We start from the raw sequence: 14,707 nt of genomic DNA on the forward strand, positions 1-14,707 counted from the left end.
TTTCGATGAGTGAAGAATCCAGAAAAATGGCAAAACTGGCCGTAGAGGCGCTGGAAGATAAAAAAGCAGAGGATATCAAAGTAATAGACATCAGTAATGTGTCTGTAATTGCAGATTATTTTATTATCGCGGGAGGCAATAACTCCAGCCAGATCCAGGCACTGTGTGATAATGTAGAGGAAAAGCTGGGAAGAGCCGGCTTCCCTGCCAGACAGACCGAAGGATATGAAACCGCCAACTGGGTACTGTTAGACTTTGGCGATGTGATCGTACATGTCTTTGACAAGGAAAACCGTCTGCTCTATGATCTGGAACGTATCTGGAGAGATGGCGTACAGATTCCCGTAGAGGAACTTTAAGCTTCGCTGTCTCCCAGATGGAGAAAGAAGCTGATGAGATAGAGTCCGCTGATTCCCACCAAAACATATACAATTCTGGAAAACCAGGACATGTCACCGAACAGGAAGGCTACAAGATCAAAGCGGAAAAGCCCGATCAGCCCCCAGTTCACTGCACCTATTATAGCTATGGTGAGAGCGGTTCCATCCAAATATTTATTTCCCATAAAATCTCCTTATCCTGTCTGTATGAAATTTGCCGCTGCAAAATCCATACAGACATTTTTTTGAAGTTTCTATTTAATGATTGTTTCATAGATAGTCTTACCCCAAAAAATAAAAAATATACTACTTTTAAATAAAAATTGAGCTTTGTTGATCTATTTTAATGTCAAAAAACATCAAATTAGAAAATAAAATCCATTGACAAAGGAAATAGAAGCGAGTAATATACAAAAATAACAATTATACATTGTATATTTGTATACATTGTTAAAAAGGAGGAAGATATTATGAAGAAATTTAACAAGTTTTTAAGTGTTGCCGTAGCATCTGCTATGGTAATGTCCATGGCTGGCTGTGGTAATACAGACAATGGTTCTGCAGCAACCGGTACAAACGCAGCAACTGAGAGTGCAGCCTCCGGCAGCGTATTTAAGATTGGCGGTATCGGACCTACTACCGGTGGCGCAGCAGTTTACGGTCTGGCTGTACAGCATGGTGCAGAGATTGCAGTAGAAGAGATCAATGCAGCAGGTGGTATCAACGGCTATCAGATAGAGTTCAAGTTCCAGGATGACGAGGCAGATGCTGAGAAATCCGTAAATGCTTATAATGCATTAAAGGACTGGGGTGCTCAGATCATTGATGGTTCTACCACCAGTGGTGCATGTATTGCGGTTACCGACAAGACCAAAGAAGACAATATGTTCCAGATCACTCCTTCCGGATCTGCAGTAGAATGTGTTCAGTATGATAACAACTTCCGCGTATGCTTCTCCAATCCTAACCAGGGTCTTGCATCCGCACAGTATATTGGTGAGAATGGTCTGGCTGAGAAGATTGCTGTTATTTATGACAGCTCCGATGTATATTCTTCCGGTATTTATGAGAAGTTTGTAAAGGAAGCTGAAAACCAGCCCTTTGAAGTAGTAGCTGCGGAAGCTTTTACCGCTGATAACAAGACGGATTTCTCCGTACAGTTACAGAAGGCAAAGGATGCCGGAGCAGACATGGTATTCCTTCCTATTTATTATCAGGAATCCGCACTTATCCTGACACAGGCAGCTGCTATGGGTTATGCTCCTAAGTGGTTCTCATGTGATGGTATGGATGGTATTCTCGGTGGTGTAGATAATTTTGATGTATCTCTGACCGAAGGCGTTATGCTGTTAACTCCTTTCGCAGCTGATGCAACCGATGATCTGACCCAGTCTTTCGTAACTAAGTATAAGGAAAAATACGGTGAGACTCCCAACCAGTTCGCAGCAGACAGCTATGATGCTATCTATGTGATCAAGGCTGCTATCGAGAAGAGCGGTGTTACTCCTGATATGAGTGTTTCTGATATTTGTGATGGTATGAAGGCTGCCATGACAGAGATCACTGTAGATGGTCTGACCGGTAACGGCATGACCTGGACCGCAGACGGTGAGGCTAACAAGGCTCCTAAGGCTGTTGTGATCGAGAATGGTGCTTACAAGGCTATGTAATTTTGCTGATAAAGTTTCCAAAGAGGGTTACCGCAGGGTAGCCCTCTTTGCTTAATGTCAGAGACTTTGCAATAATGGGAGAGCAGTTGTTTTTCCCGGTATGTTCTGTTATACTTTATTTTATATGATAATTTGTGCATTCGCATGAATGGAGGTAGTTCACATGAGTTTTATCAGTTATCTGATCAACGGTATCAGCCTTGGAAGTGTCTATGCGCTGATCGCATTAGGCTATACCATGGTATATGGTATTGCCAAAATGCTGAATTTCGCACATGGTGATGTCATTATGGTCGGTGCATTTATTACTTATACAATGTGCAGTACCATGGGACTTTCTCCTGTGATCGGTGTTCTGGCAGCTGTTATCGCCTGCACCCTGTTGGGAATGGCTATTGAAAAAGTAGCATACAAGCCTTTAAGAAAGGCTTCTTCTCCGTTAGCGGTTCTGATCACCGCAATCGGTGTCAGCTATCTGCTGCAGAATGTAGCTCTTTTGATCTTTGGTGCAAATGCCAAGGCATTTACTTCTGTAGTATCCGTTCCGGCTGTGAAGCTGGCAGACGGACAGATCAATATTACCGGAGAGACGATCGTTACGATTGTTACCTGTCTGATCATTATGGCAGGTCTGATGCTTTTTATCAACAAGACCAAAGCAGGACAGGCAATGTTAGCAGTATCCGAGGATAAGGGGGCTGCACAGTTGATGGGTATCAATGTGGACGGAACCATTGCACTGACTTTTGCCATCGGATCCGGACTGGCCGCTGTAGCGGGAGTTCTGTTATGTTCCGCATATCCTTCCCTGACACCGTACACCGGTTCCATGCCCGGTATTAAAGCTTTCGTGGCGGCTGTATTTGGCGGAATCGGATCTATCCCCGGTGCTCTGGTTGGTGGTATATTGTTGGGGATTATCGAAATCTTTGGTAAAGCCTATATTTCTTCCCAGATGGCTGATGCTATTGTATTTGCAGTTTTGATCGTTGTGCTTCTGGTAAAACCTGCCGGACTGTTTGGCAAGAATATTCAGGAAAAAGTATAAGGGAAGAGGCAGGTGCATAATATGAAGAAATTATCGAATAAGAAAATAAATAAAACCTTCCGGGATAATCTTATTACTTACGGAATGGTGATTGCAGCTTATGTCATCATGCAGATTCTGGTGTCTGCCGGCAGTGTGAGCAGCTTGATCCAGGGACTATTGGTTCCGCTGTGTACTTATGCAATTCTGGCGGTATCTCTGAACCTTACCGTAGGTATTCTGGGAGAACTGAGCCTTGGACATGCAGGATTTATGTGTATCGGAGCATTCACCAGCGCCTTTTTCTCCAAAGTCATGGAGAATAGCGCAATGCCTTCCGGACTTCGCTTTTTCTTTGCTATTATGATCGGTGCATTTTTTGCAGGTGTGTTCGGACTGCTGATCGGTATCCCCGTACTTCGTTTGAAGGGTGACTATCTGGCAATCGTAACACTGGCTTTTGGCGAAATCATTAAGAATCTGGTAAATATTATGTTTGTAGGCCGGGATGAGAATGGATTCCATATCTCCTTTACCAATACCATGGATCTGAACATGTCAGAGGACGGAGACGTTATTATCAAAGGTGCACAGGGTATCACCGGAACCCCTCATGATTCCAGCTTTACCATTGGTATTGTGTTATTGCTGATCACATTGTTTATTGTATTGAACCTGATCCATTCCAGAGACGGACGTGCCATCATGGCAATTCGTGACAATACCATTGCGGCGGAATCCGTAGGAATTCATATTACAAAGTATAAACTGATGGCATTCTCCATTTCTGCGGCACTTGCAGGTGTAGCAGGCGTACTGTATGCGCATAATCTGTCCACACTGACGGCATTACCCAAGAACTTTGGATATAACATGTCTATTATGATACTGGTATTCGTTGTACTGGGTGGCATCGGTAATATTCGCGGTTCCATTATTGCTTCTGTAATCCTTACCCTGTTACCGGAGTTACTGCGTGGTCTGAACGATTATCGTATGCTGATCTATTCCATCGTACTGATCGTAATGATGCTGTTCAACTGGGCTCCGAAGTGTATTGAATGGAGAGAAAAAGTGGCAGCCAGATTCAAGAAGTCTGTGAAAAAGGAGGCTGAATAATCATGGCATTATTAGAGGCAAAAAATTTAGGCATTTCTTTCGGCGGACTTCGTGCGGTAGATGATTTCAATATTAAGATTGAAAAAGGTTCCCTGTACGGACTGATCGGTCCCAACGGTGCAGGTAAGACCACCGTATTCAACCTTTTGACAGGTGTATATAAGCCCACAGAGGGTATTATTACGCTGGATGGAAAGGATGTTACCGGTAAAAAGACCATCGAAATCAATCAGGCAGGAATTGCAAGAACCTTCCAGAATATTCGACTGTTCAAGGATCTGTCTGTGATAGACAATGTAAAAGTAGGGCTGCACAATCATATGAGCTACAGCACGGTTACCGGTATTTTACGTCTGCCGAAATATTATAAAGTAGAAAAGCAGATGACGGAGGAGGCCATGGAGCTTCTGAAGGTATTCGGATTGGAAGAGGAAGCGGAAACACTGGCGGACAATCTTCCCTATGGTAAGCAGAGAAAGTTGGAGATTGCGAGAGCACTGGCTACCAAGCCCAAGCTCCTTCTGTTAGATGAGCCTGCTGCAGGTATGAACCCTAACGAGACGCTGGAACTGATGGAGACCATCCGTTTTGTCAGAGAGCATTTTGATATGACGATCCTTCTGATCGAGCATGATATGAAACTGGTAGGCGGAATCTGTGAGGAACTTACGGTTCTGAACTTTGGCCGTGTCCTGTGTCAAGGCAAGACCAGTGATGTGCTGAACAATCCGGAAGTCATCAAGGCTTATCTGGGTGAATAGGAGGACAACAGCTATGGCAATGTTAGAAGTAAATGATATTAAAGTATATTACGGCATGATACAGGCCATAAAGGGTGTGTCCTTTCACGTAGATGAGGGAGAGGTCATTGCACTGATCGGAGCCAACGGCGCCGGTAAGACAACGATCCTGCACACCGTATCCGGTCTGCTGACACCGAAGGAAGGAAGCATTACTTTTGAAGGTCAGGATCTGGTCAAGATTCCCGGATATAAGATTGTATCCATGGGTATGGCGCATGTTCCGGAAGGAAGACGTGTTTTCGCACAGCTTTCCGTATTACAGAATCTGATGATGGGTGCCTACACCAGAAAAGATAAAGAAGAGATCGCACAGACTCTGGAGACCGTATTTGACCGCTTCCCCCGTTTGAAGGAACGTCAGAATCAGATGGCGGGTACCTTGAGTGGTGGTGAACAGCAGATGCTGGCCATGGGTAGAGCATTAATGTCTCATCCCAAGATTATTTTAATGGATGAGCCGTCCATGGGACTGTCCCCTATTTTTGTAAATGAGATTTTTGATATTATCCAGGAAGTAAGCAAGAGCGGTACTACAGTTCTGCTGGTAGAGCAGAATGCGAAGAAGGCATTGTCCATCGCAGACAGAGCTTATGTATTGGAGACCGGTAAGATTGTTCTGGAAGGCAAGGCAAGCGACCTTCTGAATAATGATTCCATTAAGAAAGCATATCTGGGTGAATAACTCTTGATTTAAGCCGCTGCGGGTGGAAGCAGCAGAGACAGAAAGGTATGGTGATCGAAATGAATAATGTAGTCATTACCATTGCAAGACAGTATGGAAGCGGCGGGCGAACCATCGGTGAGATGTTGGCGAAGAAGCTGAATGTTCATTACTATGACAAGGAGCTGATGAAGCTGGCAAGTGATGACAGTGGCATCAATGAAGCGCTGTTCGTAAATGCAGATGAAAAAGTGAAGAGCACGAAGCTGTTCCATATTGCGAAAAAGGAGTATCACGGGGAACTGATTCCTCCGGAAAGTGATGATTTTACCTCCACGGACAATCTGTTTAACTATCAGGCGAAGATCATCCGGGATCTGGCAAAGGAGGAATCCTGTGTCATTATCGGACGGTGTGCGGATTATGTGTTGAAGGATTATCCGAATGTCCTCAGCGTATTTATTCATGCCCCGAAGGAATATTGTCTGGAAGGCGCAGCGAAGAAGCATAGCATGAGCCCGAAGGAATTGGAGCGCTTTATCAATAAGACGGATAAGCACCGTGCGGAGTACTATAAGTATCATACTGGACGGGAATGGACAGATGCAAGAAATTACGATCTGTGTCTGGACAGCTCCAAGCTGGGATATGAAAGATGCGTGGATGAGATCATTTCTTATATGAAAGTAAGATTCCCGGAGGACTAAATGTAAAATATAGTTAAAAACAGCCTGCAGCAAATCATGCTGCAGGCTGTTTTGCTTATCTGTAAAAGCGGAATACGCCGAACACGGTGCCAAGGATCTGGCAATTATCTACTATGATGGGATCCATGGTGTCGTTCTCCGGCTGGAGACGGATATGTCCCTTCTCCTTATAGAAAGTCTTGACGGTAGCGGAATCATCGATCAGGGCCACAACGATCTCACCGTTATTCGCTGTGTTCTGGACATGAACGAAGACACGGTCACCGTTGAAAATACCGGCATTGATCATGGACTCTCCGCGGACATTCAGAATGAAGGATTCTCCCTTGGGTACTACATCGGCGGGAACAGGGAAGTAGTCCTGAACGTTCTCTTCGGCCAGAATAGGCTGCCCGGCAGCAACATTACCGATCACGGGGAGGCTGACCATCTCGGTACGCACCATCTGGAAGTTGTCGTCGCAGATCTCAATGGCACGGGGCTTGGTCGGGTCTCTGCGGATATAGCCGTTCTTCTCCAATGTCTCCAGATGAGAATGAACGGAAGAGGTGGATTTTAAGTTCACCGTCTCACAGATCTCACGCACTGTGGGGGGATAGCCTCTTTTTAAAATCTCATCTTTGATATAATCTAATATTTCCTGCTGCTTGGCAGTAATTTTTCCATAGCCCATAAATGACCTCCGTAATTAAAGTAATATATAAAGGTAATACACTTGTTCTTACTGATTTATATAACGATTATAGCATAGCGAAAAGTAAAAAGCAAACATATATTCCAAAAATATGTTCGATTTTTGGCTTGACATTAGAATACATGTTCGGTATAATGCAAACAGAAAGAACAAACGTTCCCGAACAGATATTCTTATGAGAGGTGTGTTATGAGAGTACAGAAGAGCGTATACCGAATGACTGACAGAGAGTTAAGATTATATAAGAGACAGTTAAGAAGAAAACAGCAGATCCGTCGGAGGGTCTTTACCATGATCACTACGATCTGTGTGATCGTTTTCTGTGCGGTGTCCTATCAGGGCATCCGTTCTCTGGCAAGCTCTGGGGAAGAACAGCTGAAGTTCAAATATTATACTCAGGTGACCGTTGCTTACGGAGAGACCTTATGGGATCTGTCTGAGAATTATATTGATTATGAAGAATATAAGGATAAGAATGAATATATCGAAGAAGTACAGAGTATCAATCATCTGGCAGAGGAAGACTCGATCAGAGCTGGACAGACTCTGATCGTTCCTTATTACTCTTATGATTTTGTGAAATAATATTCGGTGTAGTTTATATGACGGAAAGTTATATGTAGCTACATGGTTTATTGCCGAGGCTTGTCATTATGATAAGGATTCTGTTCGCGAAGACGCAGCGCACTTGCAGCCTGATGCCTTCGGTATTCATCAATGTTAGCATAGTGTTTGCGGGTGGTATTGACGTCCTTATGACCGAGTACGTCCGCTACGAGATAGATATCACCGGTTTCTTTATACAGTTCTGTACCGTAGGTACTACGAAGCTTATGTGGTGTTATTTTCTTTAACGGTGTGACGCGGGTCGTATATTTTTTTACCAGGTTTTCTACGGAGCGGACCGCCATACGGCGATTCTGCAGGGACAGAAATAATGCGTTTTCATGTCCTTCTGCAGGAATCGTATGTTCCCGCTGTTCCAGATAGTCTAATAGTGCGGTTTCCACTTCTTCACCGAAATACACGATGGCTTCATAGCCACCCTTTCTGCGGATCTTTATGCCACCGGTATCAAAGTCTATATCTTGAAGATCCAGTCCCACACATTCCGATACACGAATTCCAGTCCCCAGGAGAAGCGTCAGCAAAGCAACGTCGCGAACTTTGGTTTTCTTATGATATTCCAGTTCTTTTTTTGTCAGTTTGGTTCCATCCTCTACCTGATCCAGCAGAATAGCCACTTCATTGGGTTCCAGACGAATGATCTCTTTTTCGGGACGCTTCGGAAGAGGTACAAGCGCTGCCGTATTTTTTTCAATCTGTTCATTCTGAAAATAATAATTATAAAAGCTTCGAAGGGAAGACAGCTTTCGGGCTTTTCCTCTTTCTTCGTTTGTGATGTCTTTTCCATCCTTCTGATACAGGCTCATGTAGTCCAGGTATTCTTCGATATCCGTCCGATGTACCATATCCAGAACGGAAAGGGGAAATTCGGTGATCTCCATTTTATTGCAATAACTGTTTTTCTCATGTAAAAACTCAAAGAACAGACGGATATCATAGGCATAGGCAAGTCTGGTTCTGGTAGAAGTATAGGGCTCGATTCCGCGAAAAAAATCTTTGCAGAAGCTGGGGAGAGTATCCAGAATCTTACGAAGTTTTAAAATGTTATTCTTATTTTGTTCGTCATGATAATTTTCTTCTTTAATGACTGCCAAAGTATTCTTACCAACCTTCCATATTTCCTCGCTGGATCGCGGTAAAGATACGATCCTTGACACCGGGATTTTCCCGATGAATCTGTTGCAATAGTTCTTTTATGTATTCCCGCGTGGTATGCCCATCTGCAGGACAGGGACTTTTGACCACGGGTACCTGATATTTGTTCACAAAACCGATAACTTCGGCTTCCCGCATATAGATCAGCGGCCGGATCACGGTCAGACCGGTTTTATCCAGATGCGTTACCGGAGAAAAGGTATGCAGTCGGCCCTCGTAGAAGAGGGAGAGCAACATGGTCTCTACTACATCATCTTCGTGATGTGCATAGGCAATCTTATTGCACCCCAGCTCCTTAATCGCATCGTTCAGTGCACCTTTACGCATTTTCGCACAAAGAGAACAGGGATTGTCCTCCTTGCGGTCTTCAAATACGATTTGGGCAATAGAAGTCTCCACTACGGTATATGGGATATTTCTGTCAGCACAAAGTGTACGGATTTCATTCAGATTCAGATTCTGAAATCCAAGATTGACTGTGACTGCAATAACTGTAAAATGCTTCGGATAAAACTTGCTGAGTTCATATAAAGCCAGCAGGAGAGTAAGACTGTCCTTGCCTCCGGAAATCCCCACAGCGATCCGGTCGCCTTCCTCGATCATATGATAGTCAGCCACAGCCTGTCTGACACGGCTCAATACTTTTTGTAATGTCATTGTTCACTCCATTCTTTTACTGGTATCTATTTTATACTGCCGGGAATTCTTTTTCAACAAAAACGACAGATTTCTTCTTGTGGTGAGCGAAAAACCATAGTATATTAAAAGAGATAAGATTTTATGAAGAAAGGTGTAGTTGAATGAAATACGACTTAAAAAACAATAAGTATTTTCGCTGGGGTCTGACCGCATTTCTGACCATTGCAGCCAGTATTTGTTTCTATTATCTGTTATTCCACGGAAGCAGTATCAAGACAGGCTTTCATACGATCATCGGGATTCTGATGCCGGTGGTATTTGGACTGGTGACGGCATATCTGCTGACCCCGGTACTTAATTTTATAGAAACCAAACTGCTATTTCCTTTGTGCCGGAAAATGAAGGTGAAGGAGAGCAGGAAGCGCAATTCCATTGTCCGTGGTATTGGCATACTGATCACGGCATTTTTGTTCGTCACCCTGATTTATAGTCTGGTTGCCATGATGCTTTCCCAGATTGTTCCCAGTATTGTAAATATTGCTTCCAATTTTGACACCTACATCAGCAATTTTACAAAATGGATCAGCAAGCTTATGGATGACAATCCGGAGCTGGGCAGTCAGATCACTTTACTGATTGATAAGTATTCCGTAGAACTGGAGAATTGGTTAAATAACACAGTACTGACCAAGACCAGTCAGGTGATCATGACAGTATCTTTGAGCGTAATCAATATTCTGAAGAGTCTTTGGGATTTTATCATCGGATTCGTTATTTCCATTTATGTACTGGCAAGTAAGGAAAAATTTGCCGGACAAGCGAAAAAAATGGCCTATGCTTTCTTTGAACAGAAAACAGCCAACCGCCTGATCAAGAGTTTTCGCTTTACCCATAGCACTTTCATCGGATTTATCGGCGGCAAGATTGTAGATTCCTTTATCATCGGATGCCTGTGCTTTATCGGAACCACGTTATTGCAGACACCGTATGCGGCACTGGTCAGCGTGATTGTGGGTGTGACCAATATTATTCCCTTCTTTGGTCCTTATCTGGGAGCTATTCCCAGTGCCATCCTGATCCTTGTGGTGGATCCGATGCACCCTTTAAACTGTGTTTATTTCGTCCTGTTCATTCTGGTGTTACAGCAGTTTGACGGAAATTTTCTGGGACCCAAAATTCTGGGCAATTCCACCGGGCTTACCGGTTTCTGGGTGATTTTCGCCATCACGGTATTCGGTGGATTATTCGGTATTCTCGGCATGATCGTCGGGGTGCCTATCTTTGCAGTGATCTATGCGGCTATCAAGGCAGTAGTTAATACGTTCCTTCGGAAAAAGGATCTGCCGGTAGAGACAGAACAATATTCTTATTTGAAAAATATTGATGAAGAGGGATTCCATACACTGAATTCCAGACTGCAAAAGGATCATGAGCTTAAAGATCAAACTGATTTCGGGCAGGATAAAAAAGATCAAGAAGAGAAAAACGTAGGAGAGAAGTAGACAAATGCGACTTGTAATACAACGGGTACAGCATGCAGAGGTAAAAGTAAATGGAGAAACGACAGGTAGCATCGGTAAAGGATTTCTGGTGCTGATTGGCGTAGCTGAGACAGATACCAGGGAGATTGCTGACAAAATGATTAAGAAGCTTTTGGGACTTCGAATTTTTGAGGATGCTGAGGGTAAGACTAATCTGGATCTGGATGCTGTAGACGGCGAATTACTGTTGGTGTCACAATTTACTCTGTATGCGGATTGCAAAAAAGGCAATCGTCCATCCTTTATCAAAGCCGGTAATCCGGATATGGCGAATGAACTGTACGAATATATCATCAGCAGGTGCCGCGAAAGTATTCCCAAGGTAGAAAAAGGAATCTTTGGTGCTGATATGAAAGTATCCCTGCTAAATGACGGCCCATTCACCATATTGCTGGATTCCGCGGAAATCTGTTAAAACAGCCAAAACAAGCTTTAAGAAGCGTTACAGAGTCATCTTCCTGTAGAACTATTCGTTAAACTTGTGTTTTGCGCATAGTTGGTTCGGTGACTGCTATCTTAGTAAGGGCTGATTTGTTCCTTAACAGACCGGAATGTGTTGGCTCTGCATGGGCGGTACACATTCCGGTTGAAAAATGTTGAAGTTATCTATTCGCATAATCAATCAAAATCTTTTTGCAATTACTGCAACGATAAGCTTCACAATGAGGGATTCCGCCTGAACCTTTACTCAATTCCAGATCGTCCGATTTTTTAATGCGAAAAACTTTTGTCAGATTATCAACTGCAAAAGTAATGTCTCGTGAGCTCATTAGGTATCCTCTTATCATTTCTTCACCACAATATGGACATTTCATTCTGCTTTACCTCCTATAAATATCGATTTTCGTTCTCTGTGACTTCCCAATAAACGGGAATTTCTCACTTCTTCATTTTAGGAGCAATAAGCAGCACTACTGTCACAAGAAAATATACACCATACAGTAACCACGTAATTGTATTGTTCCAAGAAAAACTCTTTTCTGGATGGTTCAATGCAAACATTATAAATACAAAAGCTACAATCAGCATTATCACACCGATAATCCTTGATATACTCTTATTCATGTAAAGCACCTCCTCGTCAAACTTGAATTGAACTAAATCGCTGCGCGATGGCCTTCGAAGGCTGTGGCGCAGTTTTCTCTTTAACTTAAAAAAGGCAGTAGATAATGAGTCCTAAAAGTAGTATTGTTAAATCACCACAAAATAACAATCGAACAGGATCATCATTAACACTGCCATGAATAGAATAACACTAGAATCTCTTTTTCTCAAGAGGGTATCTTTAATACGTGGACCTCCATGATGGCAGTGACTCATTAACGTTACTAGTATCATGGAGGTTATTATGTACGAAAAATATTTTAACAAGCTCAGAGAGGAATGCCTGATTCGTAACAGGTCCTCCCGAACTGCAGATACCTATATCAACAACATACGTCACTTTATGAAGTGGACAGGCTATAAACCAATGGAAGATTTATCCCTTCAGGATGCCAGATTATTTATACTGGAAAAACGTAATTCCGGTCTTTCATCTGCAACCTGCAACTTTTATAATTCTTCCATTTGCTTTCTATACAAACATGTCTTACACATTCCATGGGATCAAGACATTGTTCCAAGAATGCGATTGGATGTAAAGCTTCCGAAAGTGCTTTCTCTTGAAGAAATTGAAAAGTTAATCAATTCTGCAACCCAGATCCGTAACAAAGCAATCATTGCCCTGCTTTATTCATCTGGAATGCGTGTAGGAGAACTTGTCTCTCTTAAACCTGAAGATATCTATATGAGCACTATGCAGGTATATATTTCCAAAGGGAAGAATCATCGTGACAGATGGACGATTCTTTCAGAAAGAGCCCTTGATTTACTAAAAGAATACTGGAGAAGTTATCCGGTAAAAAGAGAGTATCTTTTTGTTTCTTTAGATGCTCCTCATGAACCACTAAAAGTGAGTGGTGTTGAAATCATGCTCAGGGCAGTAGGAAAAACAGCGGGCATTGAAGCACATCCGCATACGCTTCGCCATTCCTTTGCAAGTCACATGATTGAACAAGGTGTCCCTATCAACTATGTACAAGCAATGCTTGGACACCGCTGTCTGGAATCAACACAGGTATACATCCACATATCAAATAAAACTGTTATGGGAATAAAGAGTCCGCTTGATCATCCTGTCAAGAAAAAACGAGGACATAAATCTAAGAGAAACGCAGGTGATGCAAATGAATCATGACATCACCATTCAGGATGTATTCCATCGATTTCTTCCGCAATACTGTGAGACACACAACTTTTCTCCCCAACAGCAGCTAACGGCACTGTGTATCTCCAAATGCCATACTCTTGAAATGGGAGCCAATTTAAGCGAATGCGAAAACTGTCACAAGAAATATATTCATTATAATTCATGCAAGAACCGTCACTGCCCCATGTGTCAAGGAATGGAGGTCGATGAATGGATTGACAAACAGCAGGAAAATGTACTGGATGTTCCATACTTTCATACGGTTTTTACAGTTCCTGAAGAATTATATTCCCTGATTTATTCAAATCAGAAACTCCTTTATGATGCTTTGTACCATGCAGCACATCAAACAATGGAAGAACTGTCTGCGGATCCGAAGCATCTTGGAGCAAGGATTGGATATATCTGCGTACTTCATACCTGGGGCTCCAGGATGAATTATCATCCTCATCTCCACACCATTGTTCTTGGCGGTGGACTTGATGCTGCAAACAAGTGGAAGGATAAAGGAAAGAAGTTTTTCTTTCCGGTTAAGGTCATGTCTGCCGTCTTCAAAAAGTATTATCTTTGTGAGCTGAAACAACTCTGGGAAGAAAAAAAACTTGAGTATCATGGAACGGCAGCACATTTAAAAAATCATTATGAATTCAAAGTTTTACTGAATTCCCTCTACGATAAGAACTGGGTTGTATATACGAAAGAGGCATTCAATGGAGCTAATTCTGTGATCCGGTACCTTGGCCGTTACACTCATCGTATCGCTATCAGTAATCGTAGAATCGTCAGTATGACAGATGAGACTGTTACCTATCTCGTAAAGGATTACAAAAATGGTGGTAAATATATCGAGCAAACCATCAAAGGAACAGAGTTTCTGCGAATGTTTCTGATGCATGTGCTCCCTAAAGGTTTTGTCCGAATTCGCCACTATGGCCTGCTTTCCTGCAGGAACAAGAAAGAAAAGATGGCACACTGCCGGAAGCTTCTCAACTGCATTCAATATATTTCAAAACTCCGAGGCAAAACCTGTGCGGAAAAGCTGATGATCCTTTACAAAAAGGATATCTGTAAGTGTGAAGCCTGTGGTGGAAATCTTCTTTCGCTATCGCTTCGAGGACACTACATGTTGACTTGAGCGAAGTCATTTGAATACTGAAAAACAGCCGTCTGAATGAAGGCTTATTAAGTGCACCCTTCATTCGATAAGACAGGTTACTATTTTTGAATATATGCTGGAATCAGTTTCCAATGTATAGATTCTTTGGTAAAATCAAGAAGAAAATCGATTCAAACTCCATACTGTATCAGCTGGAGTGACGCAATTTTGTTCAATCGGTAAAAATCGGTGTGCAGTCCAGAGAAAAGGGCAGCTATCAAAAGATGGTAAGCTGTTTTTTTCTCTGTCCTGACGCCGATTGTTCACGTATCAATTT

At 42.8% G+C, this 14,707-nt stretch carries 18 protein-coding genes; 12 read left to right on the forward strand and 6 right to left on the reverse strand.

The features are described 5' to 3' along the window. The first annotated feature begins 5 nt into the window (after nucleotides 1–5). Nucleotides 6–359: a ribosome silencing factor gene (gene rsfS / locus ACLTOH_RS10520; protein ID WP_022312519.1), complete on the forward strand. Its 354-nt coding sequence runs from the start codon at nucleotides 6–8 to the stop codon at nucleotides 357–359. Here the strand turns inward: rsfS and ACLTOH_RS10525 are convergent. Further along, nucleotides 356–565, reverse strand: coding sequence for a DUF378 domain-containing protein (locus tag ACLTOH_RS10525; RefSeq protein WP_117465665.1), 210 nt, complete (start codon nucleotides 563–565; stop codon nucleotides 356–358). The genes rsfS and ACLTOH_RS10525 overlap by 4 nt on opposite strands. 285 nt (nucleotides 566–850) lie before the next feature. Here ACLTOH_RS10525 and ACLTOH_RS10530 point away from each other — a divergent pair, with 285 nt between their 5' ends. The 6 genes from ACLTOH_RS10530 (at nucleotide 851) to ACLTOH_RS10555 (ending at nucleotide 6,367) form a co-directional block, all read left to right on the forward strand. Continuing rightward, a complete protein-coding gene (locus ACLTOH_RS10530; RefSeq protein WP_022312520.1) occupies nucleotides 851–2,050 on the forward strand; it encodes an ABC transporter substrate-binding protein in 1,200 nt (399 codons plus the stop codon). A gap of 163 nt (nucleotides 2,051–2,213) precedes the next feature. Next, nucleotides 2,214–3,098 (forward strand): branched-chain amino acid ABC transporter permease, encoded by an 885-nt coding sequence (locus ACLTOH_RS10535; protein ID WP_117465667.1) that lies wholly within the window; start codon nucleotides 2,214–2,216, stop codon nucleotides 3,096–3,098. A 21-nt stretch (nucleotides 3,099–3,119) separates the two neighbouring features. After that, entirely contained in the window at nucleotides 3,120–4,196 is a 1,077-nt protein-coding gene (locus ACLTOH_RS10540) for a branched-chain amino acid ABC transporter permease (protein ID WP_022312522.1), read from the forward strand. Nucleotides 4,197–4,198: 2 nt separating this feature from the next. After that, a complete protein-coding gene (locus tag ACLTOH_RS10545; protein ID WP_022312523.1) occupies nucleotides 4,199–4,957 on the forward strand; it encodes an ABC transporter ATP-binding protein in 759 nt (252 codons plus the stop codon). 13 nt (nucleotides 4,958–4,970) lie between these two features. Next, nucleotides 4,971–5,681, forward strand: a complete 711-nt coding sequence (locus ACLTOH_RS10550) for an ABC transporter ATP-binding protein (protein ID WP_022153057.1) — start codon at nucleotides 4,971–4,973, stop codon at nucleotides 5,679–5,681. A gap of 59 nt (nucleotides 5,682–5,740) precedes the next feature. Then, nucleotides 5,741–6,367, forward strand: a complete 627-nt coding sequence (locus ACLTOH_RS10555) for a cytidylate kinase family protein (protein ID WP_227063266.1) — start codon at nucleotides 5,741–5,743, stop codon at nucleotides 6,365–6,367. Nucleotides 6,368–6,422: 55 nt separating this feature from the next. Here the strand turns inward: ACLTOH_RS10555 and lexA are convergent, their stop codons facing one another. Further along, nucleotides 6,423–7,040: a transcriptional repressor LexA gene (lexA, locus tag ACLTOH_RS10560; protein ID WP_227063218.1), complete on the reverse strand. Its 618-nt coding sequence runs from the start codon at nucleotides 7,038–7,040 to the stop codon at nucleotides 6,423–6,425. A gap of 210 nt (nucleotides 7,041–7,250) precedes the next feature. Between lexA and ACLTOH_RS10565 the strand changes: the two genes are divergently transcribed. Beyond that, the gene (locus ACLTOH_RS10565; protein WP_117465671.1) at nucleotides 7,251–7,646 is read left to right on the forward strand and encodes a LysM peptidoglycan-binding domain-containing protein; all 396 of its coding nucleotides are present in this window, start codon (nucleotides 7,251–7,253) and stop codon (nucleotides 7,644–7,646) included. Between the two features lie 47 nt (nucleotides 7,647–7,693). Here ACLTOH_RS10565 and ACLTOH_RS10570 read toward each other — a convergent pair whose 3' ends face one another. Together ACLTOH_RS10570 and ACLTOH_RS10575 are read right to left on the reverse strand one after the other, a co-directional pair. Then, a complete protein-coding gene (locus ACLTOH_RS10570; RefSeq protein ID WP_412224099.1) occupies nucleotides 7,694–8,773 on the reverse strand; it encodes a tyrosine-type recombinase/integrase in 1,080 nt (359 codons plus the stop codon). Between the two features lie 16 nt (nucleotides 8,774–8,789). Beyond that, entirely contained in the window at nucleotides 8,790–9,500 is a 711-nt protein-coding gene (locus ACLTOH_RS10575; protein ID WP_117465672.1) for an ATP-binding protein, read from the reverse strand. A gap of 143 nt (nucleotides 9,501–9,643) precedes the next feature. Between ACLTOH_RS10575 and ACLTOH_RS10580 the strand changes: the two genes are divergently transcribed. Next, a complete protein-coding gene (locus ACLTOH_RS10580; protein WP_412224096.1) occupies nucleotides 9,644–10,984 on the forward strand; it encodes an AI-2E family transporter in 1,341 nt (446 codons plus the stop codon). A 4-nt stretch (nucleotides 10,985–10,988) separates the two neighbouring features. After that, entirely contained in the window at nucleotides 10,989–11,438 is a 450-nt protein-coding gene (dtd, locus tag ACLTOH_RS10585) for a D-aminoacyl-tRNA deacylase (RefSeq protein WP_412224097.1), read from the forward strand. A gap of 187 nt (nucleotides 11,439–11,625) precedes the next feature. Here the strand turns inward: dtd and ACLTOH_RS10590 are convergent, their stop codons facing one another. Further along, the gene (locus tag ACLTOH_RS10590; protein ID WP_227733597.1) at nucleotides 11,626–11,838 is read right to left on the reverse strand and encodes a PF20097 family protein; all 213 of its coding nucleotides are present in this window, start codon (nucleotides 11,836–11,838) and stop codon (nucleotides 11,626–11,628) included. A gap of 64 nt (nucleotides 11,839–11,902) precedes the next feature. After that, nucleotides 11,903–12,088 (reverse strand): hypothetical protein, encoded by a 186-nt coding sequence (locus tag ACLTOH_RS10595; protein WP_412224098.1) that lies wholly within the window; start codon nucleotides 12,086–12,088, stop codon nucleotides 11,903–11,905. Nucleotides 12,089–12,371: 283 nt separating this feature from the next. Between ACLTOH_RS10595 and ACLTOH_RS10600 the strand changes: the two genes are divergently transcribed. Continuing rightward, complete coding sequence (locus tag ACLTOH_RS10600; protein WP_055040538.1) at nucleotides 12,372–13,262, forward strand: tyrosine-type recombinase/integrase; 891 nt, start codon at nucleotides 12,372–12,374, stop codon at nucleotides 13,260–13,262. Beyond that, entirely contained in the window at nucleotides 13,246–14,409 is a 1,164-nt protein-coding gene (locus tag ACLTOH_RS10605; protein WP_172679386.1) for an IS91 family transposase, read from the forward strand. Before ACLTOH_RS10600 ends, ACLTOH_RS10605 begins: the two co-directional genes overlap by 17 nt. The last annotated feature ends 298 nt before the right edge of the window (nucleotides 14,410–14,707 follow it).

It is taken from the genome of Waltera sp., from assembly GCF_046969025.1.
GTDB lineage: Bacteria > Bacillota > Clostridia > Lachnospirales > Lachnospiraceae > Acetatifactor > Acetatifactor acetigignens.

Bases quoted from the DNA above. Each gene is read 5' to 3' on its own strand.
- rsfS (WP_022312519.1), top strand. From the start codon at position 6: ATGAGTGAAGAATCCAGAAAAATGGCAAAACTGGCCGTAGAGGCGCTG.
- ACLTOH_RS10525 (WP_117465665.1), bottom strand. From the start codon at position 565: ATGGGAAATAAATATTTGGATGGAACCGCTCTCACCATAGCTATAATA.
- ACLTOH_RS10530 (WP_022312520.1), top strand. From the start codon at position 851: ATGAAGAAATTTAACAAGTTTTTAAGTGTTGCCGTAGCATCTGCTATG.
- ACLTOH_RS10535 (WP_117465667.1), top strand. From the start codon at position 2,214: ATGAGTTTTATCAGTTATCTGATCAACGGTATCAGCCTTGGAAGTGTC.
- ACLTOH_RS10540 (WP_022312522.1), top strand. From the start codon at position 3,120: ATGAAGAAATTATCGAATAAGAAAATAAATAAAACCTTCCGGGATAAT.
- ACLTOH_RS10545 (WP_022312523.1), top strand. From the start codon at position 4,199: ATGGCATTATTAGAGGCAAAAAATTTAGGCATTTCTTTCGGCGGACTT.
- ACLTOH_RS10550 (WP_022153057.1), top strand. From the start codon at position 4,971: ATGGCAATGTTAGAAGTAAATGATATTAAAGTATATTACGGCATGATA.
- ACLTOH_RS10555 (WP_227063266.1), top strand. From the start codon at position 5,741: ATGAATAATGTAGTCATTACCATTGCAAGACAGTATGGAAGCGGCGGG.
- lexA (WP_227063218.1), bottom strand. From the start codon at position 7,040: ATGGGCTATGGAAAAATTACTGCCAAGCAGCAGGAAATATTAGATTAT.
- ACLTOH_RS10565 (WP_117465671.1), top strand. From the start codon at position 7,251: ATGAGAGTACAGAAGAGCGTATACCGAATGACTGACAGAGAGTTAAGA.
- ACLTOH_RS10575 (WP_117465672.1), bottom strand. From the start codon at position 9,500: ATGACATTACAAAAAGTATTGAGCCGTGTCAGACAGGCTGTGGCTGAC.
- ACLTOH_RS10580 (WP_412224096.1), top strand. From the start codon at position 9,644: ATGAAATACGACTTAAAAAACAATAAGTATTTTCGCTGGGGTCTGACC.
- dtd (WP_412224097.1), top strand. From the start codon at position 10,989: ATGCGACTTGTAATACAACGGGTACAGCATGCAGAGGTAAAAGTAAAT.
- ACLTOH_RS10590 (WP_227733597.1), bottom strand. From the start codon at position 11,838: ATGAAATGTCCATATTGTGGTGAAGAAATGATAAGAGGATACCTAATG.
- ACLTOH_RS10595 (WP_412224098.1), bottom strand. From the start codon at position 12,088: ATGAATAAGAGTATATCAAGGATTATCGGTGTGATAATGCTGATTGTA.
- ACLTOH_RS10600 (WP_055040538.1), top strand. From the start codon at position 12,372: ATGTACGAAAAATATTTTAACAAGCTCAGAGAGGAATGCCTGATTCGT.
- ACLTOH_RS10605 (WP_172679386.1), top strand. From the start codon at position 13,246: ATGCAAATGAATCATGACATCACCATTCAGGATGTATTCCATCGATTT.